The following is a 15,145-nucleotide window of genomic DNA, read 5'->3' on the forward strand; positions in this document are numbered from 1 at the left end:
GCGAATTCTAGCGCCGCGTTGCCGCCTCCGCTAACATTGCCGGCCGGACGAAGGTGAGGGATTCCGATCGATGTTGACGATGGCTCTGCGGCGCGTTCTGACGCCGGCGCTTCTTGTTGCCGCTCTGTCGATGACGATGGCGGCGTCGTCGACCGTCCCAGCGGCGGCCGAGGAAGAGAAAGTGCTCAACGTCTTCAACTGGAGCGACTATGTCGCGCCGGACACGATCGAGAACTTCACCAAGGAAACCGGCATCAAGGTCAATTACGACGTTTACGATTCCAATGACATCCTCGAGACCAAGCTGACCGTCGGCAAGTCGGGCTACGACGTCGTGTTTCCATCGGCCTCGCCGTTCTTCGCCCGTCAGGTCAAAGGCGGGCTCTACCGCAAGCTCGATCTCGCCAAGATCCCGAACTCCAAGGGCGTCGACGGCAAGGTGCTCGGCCGCCTCGCCACCGTCGATCCCGGCAACGCCTATGGCTTGCCATACATGATGGCGGGAACCGGCGTCGGCTATATCAAAAGCAAGATCGACAAACTGCTGCCGAACGCGCCGATCGGCAGCTTCGCCATGCTGTTCGATCCAAAGACGGTGAAGGCGCTGCAAAGCTGCGGCGTCACCGTGCTCGACGCGCCGGAAGAAGTATTGCCGGCGGCGCTCTCCTACACGGGCAAGAACCCGGTGAGCGTGACCACCGAAGACCTCGACGCCGCCGTCAAGGCCGTCAAGGCGGCGCGGCCGTCATACCGCTACATTCACTCGTCGAAATACATCAACGATCTCGCCGGCGGCGATATCTGCGTGGCGCAGGGCTATGCCGGCGACCTGTTCCAGGCGCGCAAGCGCGCGCAGGAGGCCAAGAACGGCGTCGATATCGGCATATTTTTGCCGAAGGAGGGCACGGCCTTCAACATCGACGTCATGGCGATCCCGAAGGATGCGCCGCATCCCGACAACGCGCACAAGTTCATCAACTACATCCTGACGCCGAAGGTGGTCGCCGACATCACCGCCGCGGTCGGCTATGCCAATGCCGTGCCGGCCTCGCTTGAATTCGTTCCGGCCGAGATCCGGAACGACCCGGTGGTGTTCCCGCCGGACGACGCCAAGCTCTACACGCCGTCTCTGGTGACGCCCGCCTATGAGCGGACGCGCAACCGGCTGTGGACGAGCATCAAAGCCGGGAAGTGATGGATCGGCCAACCGAAGGGGCGCCGCCTGTCATCAGGATCGAGGGCGTTGCCAAAAGCTTCGGCGCCGTGCCCGCGGTGGCGGGCGTATCGCTCGACATCGCGCGCGGCGATTTCTTCTGCCTGGTCGGCGCTTCCGGCTCGGGCAAGACGACACTGCTGCGGCTGATCGCCGGCTTCGAGAGGCCGGACACCGGCCGCATCGTCATCGACGGCGAAGACATGACAAGCCGGCCGCCTTATGCGCGGCCGGTCAACATGATGTTCCAGTCCTACGCGCTGTTTCCGCATCTCACCGTGGCCGACAATGTCGGCTTCGGCCTCGAAGAGGAGCGACGCCCGCGCACCGAGATCCGCGAGCGGGTTGCCGCTGCGCTCGACTTGTTCGACATGGGCGGCCTGGCGGCGCGCAAGCCGCATCAATTGTCGGGCGGCCAGCGCCAGCGCGTCGCGCTCGCCCGCGCGCTGGTGAAGAACCCGAAGATCCTGTTGCTCGACGAACCGCTCGCCGCGCTCGACAAGAAACTGCGCGAGAAGGCGCAACTCGAACTCGTGGCGCTGCGCGAACGCGTCGGCATCACCTTCGTAATGGTCACCCACGACCAGGAGGAGGCGATGAGCATGGCGACGCATATCGCGCTGATGCGCGATGGCGCGCTGTGTCAGGTCGGCACGCCGCGCCAGCTCTATGACGCGCCGCAGTCACGTTTCGCCGCCGACTTCTTCGGCGTCGCCAATCTGTTCGAGGGCAGGCGTAGCGGCAATGCCGTCGAGTGCGCCGAAGCCGCGGCCACGTTGGTAGTCGATGGCGGCGCAGGCGAGGGCGAGGTCGCGGTCATGGTGCGGCCGGAGCAGATGATGGTGAGCCGCGAGCGGCCTGCGCGCGCGAACGTGCTGCCGGCGGCCCTGACCAACATCGTCTTCCTCGGCAACGCCTCCATCTGCCATTTCACGCTACCCGGCGGCAAGGCAGTGCAGGCGCGGCTATCGCCGACCGACTTGGCGGCGCTGGGCGCGCTTTCGGCCGGCGACCAGGTCTATCTGTCCTTCGATCCGGCGGCGGCGCGGGTGCTGGCGTCATGACGCTGGCGGCGGGCGAGGCGCGCGGGATGCGGCGGGTCATGCTCGGCGCCACCACCGCGTGGCTCGCCGTCTTCACCCTGGCGCCGTTCCTGATCGTGCTGGCGATCAGCCTGGTCGAAGCGCGCTTCGGGGTGCCGCCTTATGAGCCGCTATTCGCGTGGAGCAAGGGTCTGTGGCCGGTCTTCAACGGCACGCTCGCCAATTACGCGACGCTCGGCTCCGATCCGCTCTATCTCGAAGCCTTTGCCTCGTCGCTGCGCATCGCCGCGACCTCGGCGCTGATCACGCTGATCGTCGCTTATCCCATGGCCTACGCGATCGCGCGGGCGCGGGCCGAACTGCGGTTCGGGCTGCTGATGCTGATCATCCTGCCGTTCTGGACCTCGTTCCTGATCCGGGTCTATGCGTGGATGGGGCTCTTGAATTCCAACGGCCTGATCAATGCGTTGCTTATCAAGCTCGGCGTCATCAACGAGCCCCTGACCTTGCTCAACACCGAGTTCGCCGTGCATCTCGGTATCGTCTATTCCTATCTGCCGTTCATGGTGTTGCCGATCTATGCCGTGCTCGAACGCATGGACTGGACCTTGCTCGAGGCGGCGGAGGATCTCGGCGCGCGGCCGTTCTCCGCCTTCCGGCGCGTGACGCTGCCGCTGTCACTGCCCGGCATCGTTGCCGGATGGCTGCTCGTCTTCATCCCGGCGCTCGGTGAATTTATCATCCCGGATCTGCTCGGCGGTCCCGGCACTTTGATGCTCGGCCACGTGCTGTGGACGGAGTTCTTTAGCAATCACGACTGGCCTCTGGCGTCGGCGCTGGCGGTGTCGTTGCTGGTCATGGTGCTGGTGCCGGCGGCATTCCTCTATCGCGTCCTGCGCCGCGCCGAGGTGGCGTCATGACCGGACGCCGTTCCATCGCGCTCTTGAGCGTTCTCGGCTTCGGCTATGCCTTCCTGTATCTGCCGATCGCGATCCTGATCGTCTATTCGTTCAACGACAGCCGGCTGGTGACGGTGTGGAGTCACGCCTCGCTGCGCTGGTACGCCGCGCTGCTGGACAACGACCAGATGCTCGACGCGGCCTGGCTGTCGCTCCGCGTCGCCGCCGTCAGCGCCACGCTGTCGGTGGCGCTGGGCACCGCTGCGGCTTTCGCCCTGCAGCGGCTGCGGCCATTCTTTGCCGATCGCGGCTACGAGGCGTTGGTGATGATACCGCTGATCGTGCCGGAGGTGCTGATCGGCCTGTCGCTGCTTCTGCTGTTCGTCGTGCTCGGCAACGCCATCGGTTGGCCGTCTGAGCGCGGCGCGCTGACCATCACGCTGGCGCACGCCAGTTTCGGCACCGCCTATGCGACGGTGGTGATCCGCGCCCGGCTGTCGCAGCTCGATCCGTCGCTCGATGAGGCTGCGGCCATTCTCGGCGCCACGCCGTGGCGCGCCTTCCGCCGTGTGACCTTGCCGCTGCTGATGCCGGCGATCGCGGCCGGCTGGCTGCTGGCTTTCACGCTGTCGCTCGACGACGTCGTCGTCGCGAGCTTCGTCACCGGGCCCGGTGCCTCGACCTTGCCGATCGTGGTGTTCTCCAGCGTCCGTCTCGGTGTTTCGCCGCAGATCAACTCGCTGGGGACGCTGATCGTGGTTTTCGTGTCGTGCCTGATCCTGGCTGCGACCTTGATCACGCGACCCGGGGATCGCGGCAAGGTTTGACGTCAGCCGAACCGAAAGGCGAGCAGGTTATCGAATGAGCGCAACTCGCTGAGCACCCGCTGCAGCAGATTGGTATCCCGCGTTTCGATGGCCTTGGGAATGAAGCCAAGACCCGAACGCGCGCCATCGACGAGGCGGCGGAATTCCGGGCTGCTGCGGACATCGGGGCTGGCGATGTTGTCGCAGCGATCCATGGTCTTGACGTAGTCGGACGCGCCATCGGAGAGGGCCTTGCGCTGCTCCGCGTTATCCCAGTCGATGGCGCGGTGATAGACCATGAGCCTGTCGGCGATCGCATTGGCGTCGCGGACGCAGTCGGCCAGCACGACGATGCCGGCCGAGCGGCGCAGATTGTACAGGTCAGTGCGGATGCCTTCGAGCGAAGCGCGCGCAGAGTCGGCGCGGCCGGAATTGAGCATCATGTCAGCGGCGACCAGGCTGGTGCTGATCTTGAGCAGGGTGGTCGTATAAAGGTTGCCGTCTTTGAATGCCTCCGGCCGATGGCCGCCGAAGCGCTCGGTTAACGCCGCCCAGGCCTCGCGCAATCGGTCGATCTCCAGCGAGGCAAGGTCTGTATTGCCCGTGCGTAGATACCCGTCGGCCACCCGATTATGCGACGCCGCCCGCTCGACCGCGGCGTTGAAGTCGTCAAGCTCATCGCCATATGCGATGGCGGTCGTCAGCCCCAAGGCGAGGACGAGAATCGCTGCGCGCGCAAAGTTGATCGGCATCTGTATTCACTCGGCTGTGCCGCCTAGATATATGCTAAGATGAATATCAAGGCGCGGGGAATCCGCGCACAAGGTGAAGTCGATGACAATCTCCCGGCGGCACTTGATGCTTGGCGCGGCGGCGGTGTCCGTCATGGCGATCGGCCCGTCGGCCGCCGAGCCAATCCTGACCGATGATGGGCTCTACAAGGAGCCGTGGTTCCTGGAGAGCTTCCTCGAACTTCCCGACGATCTCGAAGACGCGCGCAAGTCCGGCAAGCGCTTCGTCGTGATGTGGGAGCTGAAGGGCTGCCCCTATTGCAAGGAAACGCATTTCGTCAATTTCGGGCGCAACGATATTTCCGATTACATCAAGGCCAATTTCGTGGTGCTGCAACTCAACATTATCGGCTCACGCAAGGTGAAGGACTTCGACGGCCAGGAGCTGTCGGAAAAGGAGCTGGCGGCGAAATACGGTGTCCGCTTCACGCCGACCTTCCAGTTTTTCGACGAGGACGCCGCGGCCTTGAAGGCCCGCGAGCCGCAGAAGCGCGAGGTGGCCCGCGCCCCGGGCTATTTGCGGCCGGACGATTTTCTCGCCATGTTTCGTTACGTCCGCGAGAAGGCCTATGAGGCCAAGAGTTTCCGAGACTATTTGAAATCGCAGCCGAGCTGATTTCACGATCCGCCGCCGAAAATTCTATGCCACCGTGCGCGCGGGCGGGGGTGATTCCATTTTGCGGTATGTTGCGCTGCGAAATTACATTCTCTGCTGTGAATATGAATTGACGTTGCGGTTGCGGCGGTTAAGGTCGCGTAACGCGGGGCGAGCTGTCGCTCCGACAGAATTTCCGGGAGGAGTTTCGATGCAGCAAATCTCTCGTCGTGCGGCTTTGGCGCTGGGCGCCGCCGGCGCGACGCTTTCGGTGATCGGTTGGGGCAGGGACGCCCAGGCGACTCCCGACGCCGCCAAGGCCGAGATTGCCAAATTTACCGGGGGCAAGGCCGCCACCGAGGGCAAGATTTCGATCGAGCTGCCGGAGATCGCCGAGAACGGCAATACCGTGCCGCTGGCGATTTCGGTCGATGCGCCGATGACCGCGGATGATCACGTCACTGACGTTCTTGTCGTTGCCGAAGGCAATCCGAATCCGGGCGTTGCCACGTTCCATTTCACGCCGCTCTCGGGCAAGGCCGACGCCTCCACCCGTATCCGTCTGGCCACCACGCAGAACATCGTCGTGACCGCCAAGACCAGCAAGGGCGCGTTCTATACCGCGTCGAAACTGGTCAAGGTCACCATCGGTGGCTGCGGCGGCTGAGCCCAGAACAAGATTTCAGGAGACGACCCCATGGCGGACACGCCGAAGATCAGAGTGCCGAAGACGGCCAAGAAGGGCGAGATCATCGAGATCAAAACCCTGATGCCGCACATCATGGAATCCGGTCAGCGCAAGGATAAGGATGGCAAGATCATCCCGCGCAAGATCATCAACAAATTCGTCGCCGAATTCGAGGGCAAGCCAGTGTTTTCGGCGACGCTCGAGCCGGCCATCGCCGCCAATCCGTATCTGCAGTTCAATGCCAAGGTCGAAGCCAGCGGCACCTTCAAGTTCTCCTGGACCGATGACGACGGCACGGTGACCACGGCGGAATCGAAAATCGAAGTCGCCTGATAAACCGCTGCCGACAGATCATGTGCAGCGGACACTAAAGAAACGGGTTGGGAGGATTGCGATGCAGCGGGCAGGGATGATGACGGCGGGTACGGCCGCGCTGGCGGCGATGGTGGCGGGCGTGATCACGCTCGCGCCGGCCGCCGCACAGACCAAGAAAGAGGCGCCGCTCGTGACCACGGGCGATGCCGCGGCGCGTCCTTGGAAGCGTTATTCCGGCTGGCCGACGCGCGATGAATCCAAGTGGAGCACGCTGGCCAAGGTGGCCTCGCCGCCGCCGCCGAAGCCCGAGGACGTCAAGAAGATCACGGGCCCGATTACCGGCGACGCCAAGAAGGGCGAAGAACTGGTGGCCGACCGCAACCGCGGCGGCTCGTGCCTGGCCTGTCACGTCATGGGCCCGGCCGGCGGCGCGAACTTGCCGGGCAATGTCGGTCCCGATTTGTCCGAGATCGGCGCGGCCGGTCGCGAGGACGAGTGGCTCTACAACTACATCTACGATGCGCGCGTCTATAACGCCGAGACGGTGATGCCGCCCTGGGGCAGCCACGGCGTGTTCACCGACGCCGAAATCCGCGACATGGTCGCGTTCCTCAAGACGCTGAAGTCGCCGGCCAAGTTCAAGACCGTGCTCGACGATCCGAACAAGCGTCCGGCGCCGGTCGAGAAGCGCGAGAACCTCGACCCGATGGAAAACCCCGGCATGTGGGCGGTCGACAAGGCGCAGGAGCTGTTCAAGCAGGCCAGTGCCAAGGGCTCGTGCGCCTCGTGCCACAGCGATCCGGCCAAGGAGTTCAAGACCTGGGCGGCGTCGATGCCGAAATGGGAGCCGCGGCTGGGCAAGGTGCTGGGCGTCGAGGAATTCGTCACCCGCCACGCCGCCGCGACCACGGGCGCGCAGTGGTTGATGGAGACGGACGACAACCGCACCATGTCGGTCTATCTGCACTTCCTCGCCAATGGCGCGCCGATTGCTGTCGATACACAGAGCGCGGACGCCAAGGCCGCGATCGCGCGCGGCAAGGAACTGGCCGAACGCAAGATTGGCGAATTGAATTTCGCCTGCACCGATTGCCACGGCAAGGCGGCCAATCACTGGATCCGCGGCCAATGGCTCGGCGAGCCGAAGGGGCAGTACGATCACTTCCCGACCTGGCGCACCAGCCTGCAGGCGATCTGGGATATCCGGCAGCGCTTCCAGTGGTGTCAGGTCAACATCCGCGCCGACGAACTGTCGCCGGATGCCAAGGAATACGGTGATCTCGAACTGTATCTCGCCGCGCAGAACGACGGACTGAAACTCAGCGTGCCGGGCATCCGGCACTAAAGGCAAAAAAACAGCGAGGCCGTCAGTGTGACGACCTCGCTGGACGAGCAGTCGGGACTACTTAGTGATCCCGGATGTAGGCCTTCGAATATTGCGCGTCCTTGCCGGGCAGGTTGCTGTAGCGGCCGGGGTCGCGCTTCGGAATGCCGGGGACATAATAACCATCCCGCGTCACATGATGATGATAGCGCTTGGCGTGATGTTTCTTTCCGGCGGCCATGGCCGGGGCGACGCTGGCGACGAGCGCCGTGGTCACCGCCGCAATGATCAACTTCTTCATCGTTACCTCCATTGGGTTCGCCGTACCAACCCGCCGTGAGGTCGCTCGTTCCCGGTTCGCCCCGTCACAACGTAATGATCGGGCGGTTAATCGGACCATGCCGGAACTTCAGGAGTCGCCTGGGTCATGATCACTCGCCGCGAAATGCTTCAGGTCAGCGCCGCGACCGCGGCCATCATGGCGGGCGCCGGTTCGCTGAGCCGCGCCTTCGCCCAGCAGAAGTTGACGCAGGACGACCTCCTCAAGTTCGACAGTCACGGCAACGTGACGCTGCTGCATGTCACCGACATTCACGGCCAGTTGATGCCCGTCTATTTCCGCGAGCCGACGGTCAATGTCGGCGTCGGCGAAGCCAAGGGCCAGCCGCCGCATGTCACCGGCGCCGAGTTCCTCAAGCGCTTCGGCATCGCGCGGGGCTCGGCCGACGCTTATGCGCTGACCGATCAGGATTTCACGGCGCTCGCCCGCAACTACGGCAAGATCGGCGGCCTCGATCGCTGCGCCACCGTGGTCAAGCAGGTGCGGGCCGAGCGCGGCGATAAGTTGCTGCTGCTCGATGGCGGCGACACCTGGCAGGGCTCGCTCGGCGCCAATGCGTCGAAGGGTCAGGACATGGCCGACTGCATGGCGCTGCTGAAGCCCGACGCCATGACCGGGCACTGGGAATTCACTTACGGCGAAGACCGCGTCAAGGAACTGGTGGACAAGCTCGGCTTCTCCTTCCTCGCCCTCAATGTCCGCGACACCGAATGGAACGAGCCGGTGTTCGACGCCTTCAAGATGTTCGAGCGCGGCGGCGTCAAGATCGCGGTGCTGGGCCAGGCGTTTCCCTATACGCCTGTCGCCAATCCGCGCTGGATGATCCCGAAGTGGTCGTTCGGCATCCGCGAGGAGGAGGTCCGCACCCAGGTCGAGAAGGCACGCAAGGCCGGCGCGCAGCTCGTCGTGCTGCTGTCGCACAACGGCTTCGACGTCGATCGCAAGCTCGCCGCGCGCGTCGAGGGCATCGACGTCATTCTCACCGGCCACACCCACGATGCGCTGCCGGAAGCCATCAAGGTCGGCAACACGCTGCTGATCGCCTCGGGCAGCCACGGCAAGTTCATCTCGCGGCTCGATCTCGACGTGCAGGGCGGGGCGGTGAAGGGCTTCCGCTACAAACTGATCCCGCTGTTTGCCGACGTCATCAAGCCGGATGCCGAGATGAGCGCGGCGATCGAGAAGGCGCGGGCGCCTTACGCCAAGGATCTGGCGCGTGTGGTCGGGCAGGCGGATTCGCTGTTGTACCGGCGCGGCAACTTCAACGGCACGTTCGACGACCTGATCTGCGCGGCGCTGCTGAAGGAGCGCGACGCCGAGATCGCGCTGTCGCCCGGATTCCGGTGGGGCACCAGCGTGCTGCCGGGGTCGCCGATCACCGTGGAGGATATCCACAACGCCACGGCCATTACCTATCCGCAGGTCTATCGCCAGCCGATGACCGGTCAGCGCCTCAAGGAGGTGCTCGAAGACGTCGCCGATAACCTGTTCAACCCCGATCCCTATTACCAGCAGGGCGGCGACATGGTGCGCTGCGGCGGGCTCGGTTATTCGATCGACGTGTCGAAGCCGATCGGCAGCCGGATTTCCGGCATGACCTTGCTGAAAACCGGGCAGCCGATCGATCCGGCGCGCGAATACACCGTCGCCGGCTGGGCCAGCGTCAACGAGGGCACGCAGGGCCCGCCGGTCTGGGACCTCGTCGAGCGTTACGTTGCCGCGGAGAAAACCGTGCGCGTCACGCCGAACACCAGCGTGAAAATCACGGGAGCGTGAAACTTCCGTCCCCGCTTTGGCAATGGGGCGATAAAATAGTTTCCCACCATGGTGTGGAACGAGAAGATTTCATTACATTCATCAAAAGGAATATGATAAGAGGGCCGACGCATTCGGAAACGGCCGCATTCGACGGCCGCCCGTGGGAGGATACAGATGGCTGATCCCAAAGACGCGCCGCGGCCGTCGCGGCGAAGGTTCTTGACCGGAGCGGCGAGCATCATTGCCGCCGGCGCAGCGGGCGCCGCCCATGCCGATGAAAAAAACCTGCCGCCGAACGTGGCGCCATGGAGCAAGGCGCTGGGCGACGGCGTCGCGGTGCGGCCCTACGGCCAGCCGTCGAAATTCGAAAAAGATGTTATCCGCCGCGATGTGCAATGGCTGACCGCCAGCCGTGAGTCCTCGGTGAGCTTCACGCCGCTGCATGAGCTCGACGGCATCATCACGCCGAATGGGCTGTGCTTCGAGCGCCATCACGGCGGCATCGCCGAGGTCGATCCGCACGATTATCGGCTGATGATCCACGGCTTGGTGGACAAACCGCTCATCTTCACGCTCGAGGATCTCAAGCGGCTGCCGCGCGTCAACCGTATCTACTTCCTCGAATGCGCCGCCAATTCTGGCATGGAGTGGCGCGGTGCGCAGCTCAACGGCTGCCAGTACACGCACGGCATGATCCACAGCGTCATGTACACCGGCGTGCCGCTGAAGCTGCTGCTCGAACAGGCCGGCGTGAAGCCAAACGGCAAATGGCTGCTGGTCGAAGGCGGCGACTCCTCAGGTCTCGATCGCTCGCTGCCGCTGGAGAAAGCGCTCGACGACTGCCTCGTCGCCTACCGCATGAATGGTGAAATGCTGCGGCCGGAGCAGGGCTATCCGGTACGCCTCGTCGTGCCGGGCTGGCAGGGCAATATCTGGGTCAAATGGTTGCGCCGGATCGAAGTCGGCGACGAGCCCTGGTACACGCGCGAGGAGACCTCGAAGTACACCGACCTGATGCCGAACGGCAAAGCTCGCAAATTCACCTTCGTGATGGACGCCAAGTCGGTGATCACGTCGCCGTCGCCGCAGGCGCCGATCAAGAACAAGGGTTTCCTGGTGATCTCCGGCCTCGCCTGGTCCGGCCGGGGCAAGGTCGCGCGCGTCGATGTCTCGATCGACGGCGGCCGCAACTGGCAGACGGCAAAGATCGACGGCCCGGTGCTGGACAAGTCGCTGGTGCGTTTTTACGTCGAGACCGAATGGAACGGCGAGCCGCTGCTGCTGCAGTCCCGCGCCATGGACGAGACCGGCTACGTGCAGCCGACCAAGGATGAATTGCGCGCCATCCGCGGCGTCAATTCGATCTATCACAACAACGGCATCCAGACCTGGTCGGTCAAGGCCAACGGGGAGGTCGAGAATGTCGAGGTCGGTTGAGAGTTTGCGCCGGAGCTCGCAAGCTGCGTCAGTCTCCGATCGTTCCCGCGCAAGCGGGAACCCAGGTCTTCGTGAGCCCGCTCTGGGTACCCGCTTTCGCGGGGACGAACGGTGTTTTTTGCGGCTTGCCGTCGTGTCTGTTCTGTTGATGCTGACTTCACCTGTCTTCGCGCAATCCCCCAAGCCGCACAGTTACGGCATCGGCACGCCCGCGACGGCGGCGCAGATCGCCGGCTGGGATATCGACGTGCGGCCGGATGGACAGGGGCTGCCGCCGGGCAAGGGCTCGGTGAAGGACGGCGAGACGCTCTATCTCGAGCGCTGCGCCGCCTGTCACGGCGAATTCGGCGAAAGCGCCGGGCGCTGGCCGCAACTCGCGCAGGGCAAGGGCACGCTGGCGACCCACGATCCGGTCAAGACCGTCGGTTCGTACTTCCCCTATGCGTCGAGCGTGTTCGATTACGTACGCCGCGCCATGCCGTTCGGCGACGCGCAGTCGCTGACCAATGACGAGGTTTACGCCATCGTCGCCTTCGTGCTGAACCTCAACGACATCGTCGACGACAAATTCGTGCTGTCGAAGGACACCTGGAAGCAGATCAAGATGCCGAATGCCGACGGCTTCTACGACGACGATCGCGACACCACGGAAAAGGCGTTCTGGAACAAGAATCCGTGCATGAAGGATTGCCGGGCGCCGGTTCAGATCACCGGCCACGCTTCGGTCATCGACGTCACGCCGGACGACAACACCGCGCGCAAAAGCGGGGTGGAGTAGGTTCGCTCACTCATCGTTCCGGGGCGTCGAAGGCGCGCATTAACGCGCTTCAGGCGAGCGCCCCGGCATGACAGTCAGGGCTGCCGCAGCCGCTCCAGCAGCTTCAGCCCCGCATAGCCGTCGGGCTTCATGCCGACGCTCTTCTGGTACGCGCCGATCGCGCGCACGGTGTCGGAACCGGTGCGGCCATCGACGCCATCGGTCTTGAAGCCGCGCTCGTTGAGCCGGCGCTGAATCTCCTTGACCTCGTCGATGGTCGGAATGCGCTCGCCGCCGGGAAATTTCTGGCGGAAGTCGCCGTCGCCGCGGATGAGGTCGCCGAGATGCACCAGCGCCAGCGAATAGCTTGCCGACGGATTGTACGAATAGACAGCGCGGAAGTTCTGCCCGACCAGGAAGGCGGGGCCGCCGGCCACAGGGATCCACAGCTTCACGTGATCGTTCGGTCGATGGAAAGGCTGGCCATCGGCGCGGCGGAAACCGTGACCGTGCCAGGTGGCGTAGGTGCGCATGGTGCGGTTGTCGGCCAGCCGATGCCCGCCAGCGGGCACGGCGACCTCACAGCCCCAGGCCTCGCCGCGCCGCCACTTGCCGCGTTCGGCCAGATAGCGCGCGGTGCCAGCGAGCGCGTCGTCCGGCCTACCGAACGGATTGATGCGGCCGTCGCGATCGAAATCGACGCCCATATGCAGCCAGACCTCGGGCATCCATTGCGTGTGGCCCATGGCGCCGGCCCATGATCCGATCATCTCGGCGGGCTTCGCCCAGCCATGATCGACGATCTTCAGCGCGTTGATCAGCTCGGTTTCCCAGTAGCGGCGGCGACGCGGCTCGCCATAAGTAAGCGCGGCGAGCGCTGGAATGATCGGCCGCATGTATTTCGGATTATCGATGACGTCGCCGTAGGACGACTCCATGCCCCAGAGGCCGAGCAGCACGTAACGATCGACGCCGTATTCGCGCTCGACGCGCGCCAGCACACCGGCGTGTTCCTTCGCGCGCTCCTTGCCGGTGATGACGCGCCAGTCCGAGCAGCGGCGATTGATGTACTGCCACATCTCCTCGGTGAATTCCGGCTGCTTGCGCTGGAGCTCGTAAACCGCGGTGTCAGGTTTGACGTGGCCCATGACGCGGTCATAGGTCGCCTCCGACACGCCGCGACGCACGGCCTCGGCGCGGAAGCGCTCGACCCAGCGCTCGAACGCGGCTGATTGCGCGAAGGCGGCATCGCCGGCGACAAGGCCACCGGCAAGCGCCAGCGCGCCGCGCAGCAGGCTGCGGCGATGAAACAGCAGGGGCGGGCGGTTCTCGAATCGAGCCATCCGGGCAGTGTAGCGGCCGGCGGACGACGCACAATCGGTGCGGATTTGCCGCAGCCGGAGCCGGCGCGTCTGAGGAACTACTCGTCCGTCTCGGTGCGCGGCTTGCGGTGGCGATGGCGGCGGATGAATTTGCGCACCTTTTCGCGAACGCGCTTGACCAGCGGCTTCCTGGGTTCGGCCGTTTCGGTCTTGGTTGCCGCGGTTCCGGGCGTAGCCGCGGTCACCGGCGGGTGCAGGATCACCGGGGGCTTGTCCGGGACCGGCGGCACCGGGTCGCCTTCATGCAGTTCCTTGCCGCGCCCGCCGATCAGTTTCTCATAGGCGAGCACCAGCGACATGTAGGGATTGACCCAGACCCAGCCGGACTTGGTGACCACCTGCATGTTGAAATGCAGGTGGTACGAGGTGCCGCTCTCGTAATCGCCCCAGGTCGCGACCTTACCGATGATCTCGCCTTCCTTGACCACGCGGCCGGTCACGAGCCCGTCCTCGTCCATGTATTTCGGATTCATGTGCAGATAGCGGAAGCGCACGAACTCGTTGGGGTTGTTTAATATGAGATAGGCGGCGAGGTTGCCGGGCAGACGCCAGATCAGGCCGTCGCGTACTGCGGCAATCGTGTGCTGATACGGCTCGCAACGGTCGGAGCCCACATTGTCCATCACGCAATTGGCCGGGCGGATGTCCTGGCCCTGATGGCCGTAGCCGCCGGGACACTGGCCGACCAGGAAGTCGCGCAGCTCGCAGAAATTGTCGCGCCACGGATAGTTGAAATTCACCGCGGCCGATTCATTGAAGGTCAGCGGCAGGCCGTTGACCTTGCAGGTGTAGGGCGCGTCTTTCTTGCCGATGCGGCCAGTGCGACCGCTGCGGTAGCAATCGCCCCACGGCATGAAACTCTGCGACTTCACGTAGGCCGGCGCTTCCGCGATCGGAAAGCGCATCAGTGCATAGACGTGGTAATCGGCACGCCCCGGCAGCTTCTTCCACCCGGTATTCGGAATGAGATCACCCGGCGCGTAGTAAGTGAAATCCGACGGCCCGCTCGGCCGCGTCAGATCGAGATGCGGCTCAGGGATCGTCCGCGGGGCGCCGCCGACGACGACAAGCTTTTTCAGGAAGGCTTCGGCGATCGGATCGGCCTCGCGGCACGACAGGTATCTCGATGAGACGCGCGTGTCGTAGCACTGGATCGAAACGATGTAGGGAACGCCGAAGCGCTCGAAGGCGTAACGTACATGCGCTTCGCGGATGATGCGCCGGATGCCGGGGAAGAGCGTCGAGAGCTCCTTGTCCTTCGGCGGGAAGACCTCCTGATGGTCGGGGGGGTCGAGGTCGTAGGTGAAGCCGGCGCCGGTGATCTCGATCTCGATCGGCTTCTTCTTGTAGGTGACCTTGAACGGTCCGCCGCCGGTGTCGAGCGCGTAGGTGCCGGTGAAGCCGGCCGGTCCGGGCAGGAAATATTTGGTCGGATGAAACACCCCGAAATACTTGTCCGTGTCGGCATCGGATTTGTCGGCCTTGAAGGCGTCGAGGTCGAACGGCGCCAGCACCGGCACGCTGCTGCCGGCGATGCCGGGGAAGCGCTTGTCGGTTGCGGTGTTGAGCCTGGCGAATTGTTCGGCCGGCGTGCCGTCGCCGGCGTCCTTGAGGGCCGCGGCGGCGGCAACCCAGTCGACCGCACTGATCGTAACCTTCGGCGGTTCGATCTCGGCGGCGGTCGCGGCAGGCGCAAAAGCAGGTGCAACAACAAGTGCGGCGATCAGCGCCGCACCGACAAGAACCTGTCGTCTCAACTCACGCCCCTTGCTGCGCGCCCCCGCGGCGCCGTCCCCG

15 protein-coding genes are annotated in these 15,145 nt (G+C 64.3%); 11 read left to right on the top strand and 4 right to left on the bottom strand.

Annotated elements, in window-relative coordinates:
* Positions 1-70 precede the first annotated feature (70 nt).
* Genes ASD45_RS07780 through ASD45_RS07795 form a run of 4 tightly spaced genes read left to right on the top strand, consistent with a single transcriptional unit; the run spans position 71 to position 3,982 of the window.
* Positions 71-1,195, top strand: coding sequence for an extracellular solute-binding protein (locus tag ASD45_RS07780; protein WP_082540711.1), 1,125 nt, complete (start codon positions 71-73; stop codon positions 1,193-1,195).
* Positions 1,195-2,277, top strand: coding sequence for an ABC transporter ATP-binding protein (locus ASD45_RS07785; RefSeq protein ID WP_056910964.1), 1,083 nt, complete (start codon positions 1,195-1,197; stop codon positions 2,275-2,277). Before ASD45_RS07780 ends, ASD45_RS07785 begins: the two co-directional genes overlap by 1 nt.
* Entirely contained in the window at positions 2,274-3,176 is a 903-nt protein-coding gene (locus ASD45_RS07790) for an ABC transporter permease subunit (RefSeq protein ID WP_056910965.1), read from the top strand. The genes ASD45_RS07785 and ASD45_RS07790 overlap by 4 nt, the downstream gene beginning before the upstream one ends.
* On the top strand, positions 3,173-3,982 hold the full coding sequence (locus tag ASD45_RS07795; protein ID WP_056910966.1) for an ABC transporter permease subunit: 810 nt from the start codon (positions 3,173-3,175) through the stop codon (positions 3,980-3,982). Before ASD45_RS07790 ends, ASD45_RS07795 begins: the two co-directional genes overlap by 4 nt.
* A gap of 2 nt (positions 3,983-3,984) precedes the next feature.
* Here the strand turns inward: ASD45_RS07795 and ASD45_RS07800 are convergent, their stop codons facing one another.
* Positions 3,985-4,713, bottom strand: coding sequence for a hypothetical protein (locus ASD45_RS07800; RefSeq protein ID WP_056910967.1), 729 nt, complete (start codon positions 4,711-4,713; stop codon positions 3,985-3,987).
* 82 nt (positions 4,714-4,795) lie between these two features.
* Here ASD45_RS07800 and ASD45_RS07805 point away from each other — a divergent pair, with 82 nt between their 5' ends.
* The 4 genes from ASD45_RS07805 (at position 4,796) to soxA (ending at position 7,695) form a co-directional block, all read left to right on the top strand.
* Complete coding sequence (locus ASD45_RS07805) at positions 4,796-5,368, top strand: thioredoxin family protein (protein WP_244485243.1); 573 nt, start codon at positions 4,796-4,798, stop codon at positions 5,366-5,368.
* 190 nt (positions 5,369-5,558) lie between these two features.
* Positions 5,559-6,014: a thiosulfate oxidation carrier protein SoxY gene (soxY, locus tag ASD45_RS07810; protein ID WP_056910969.1), complete on the top strand. Its 456-nt coding sequence runs from the start codon at positions 5,559-5,561 to the stop codon at positions 6,012-6,014.
* A gap of 30 nt (positions 6,015-6,044) precedes the next feature.
* Positions 6,045-6,368 carry a thiosulfate oxidation carrier complex protein SoxZ gene (soxZ, locus tag ASD45_RS07815; RefSeq protein ID WP_056910970.1) on the top strand — a complete coding sequence of 108 codons (324 nt, stop codon included), beginning with the start codon at positions 6,045-6,047 and terminating at the stop codon, positions 6,366-6,368.
* A 61-nt stretch (positions 6,369-6,429) separates the two neighbouring features.
* On the top strand, positions 6,430-7,695 hold the full coding sequence (gene soxA, locus ASD45_RS07820) for a sulfur oxidation c-type cytochrome SoxA (RefSeq protein WP_244485245.1): 1,266 nt from the start codon (positions 6,430-6,432) through the stop codon (positions 7,693-7,695).
* Between the two features lie 61 nt (positions 7,696-7,756).
* Here the strand turns inward: soxA and ASD45_RS07825 are convergent, their stop codons facing one another.
* Positions 7,757-7,975, bottom strand: a complete 219-nt coding sequence (locus ASD45_RS07825) for a hypothetical protein (protein WP_156380755.1) — start codon at positions 7,973-7,975, stop codon at positions 7,757-7,759.
* A 126-nt stretch (positions 7,976-8,101) separates the two neighbouring features.
* On the opposite strand from ASD45_RS07825, the gene soxB reads away from it, so the two are divergent.
* From soxB to ASD45_RS07840, 3 genes are all read left to right on the top strand, one after another.
* A complete protein-coding gene (gene soxB, locus ASD45_RS07830; protein ID WP_056910972.1) occupies positions 8,102-9,790 on the top strand; it encodes a thiosulfohydrolase SoxB in 1,689 nt (562 codons plus the stop codon).
* 156 nt (positions 9,791-9,946) lie between these two features.
* Entirely contained in the window at positions 9,947-11,209 is a 1,263-nt protein-coding gene (gene soxC / locus ASD45_RS07835) for a sulfite dehydrogenase (RefSeq protein ID WP_056910973.1), read from the top strand.
* A 133-nt stretch (positions 11,210-11,342) separates the two neighbouring features.
* Positions 11,343-11,987: a cytochrome c gene (locus ASD45_RS07840; RefSeq protein WP_244485247.1), complete on the top strand. Its 645-nt coding sequence runs from the start codon at positions 11,343-11,345 to the stop codon at positions 11,985-11,987.
* A gap of 74 nt (positions 11,988-12,061) precedes the next feature.
* Here ASD45_RS07840 and ASD45_RS07845 read toward each other — a convergent pair whose 3' ends face one another.
* Together ASD45_RS07845 and ASD45_RS07850 are read right to left on the bottom strand one after the other, a co-directional pair.
* On the bottom strand, positions 12,062-13,309 hold the full coding sequence (locus ASD45_RS07845; protein ID WP_056910975.1) for a lytic murein transglycosylase: 1,248 nt from the start codon (positions 13,307-13,309) through the stop codon (positions 12,062-12,064).
* A gap of 77 nt (positions 13,310-13,386) precedes the next feature.
* Positions 13,387-15,105: a peptidoglycan DD-metalloendopeptidase family protein gene (locus ASD45_RS07850; protein ID WP_056910976.1), complete on the bottom strand. Its 1,719-nt coding sequence runs from the start codon at positions 15,103-15,105 to the stop codon at positions 13,387-13,389.
* Between the last annotated feature and the right edge of the window lie 40 nt (positions 15,106-15,145).

It is taken from the genome of Pseudolabrys sp. Root1462 (genome assembly GCF_001426945.1).
Lineage (GTDB): Bacteria > Pseudomonadota > Alphaproteobacteria > Rhizobiales > Xanthobacteraceae > Pseudolabrys.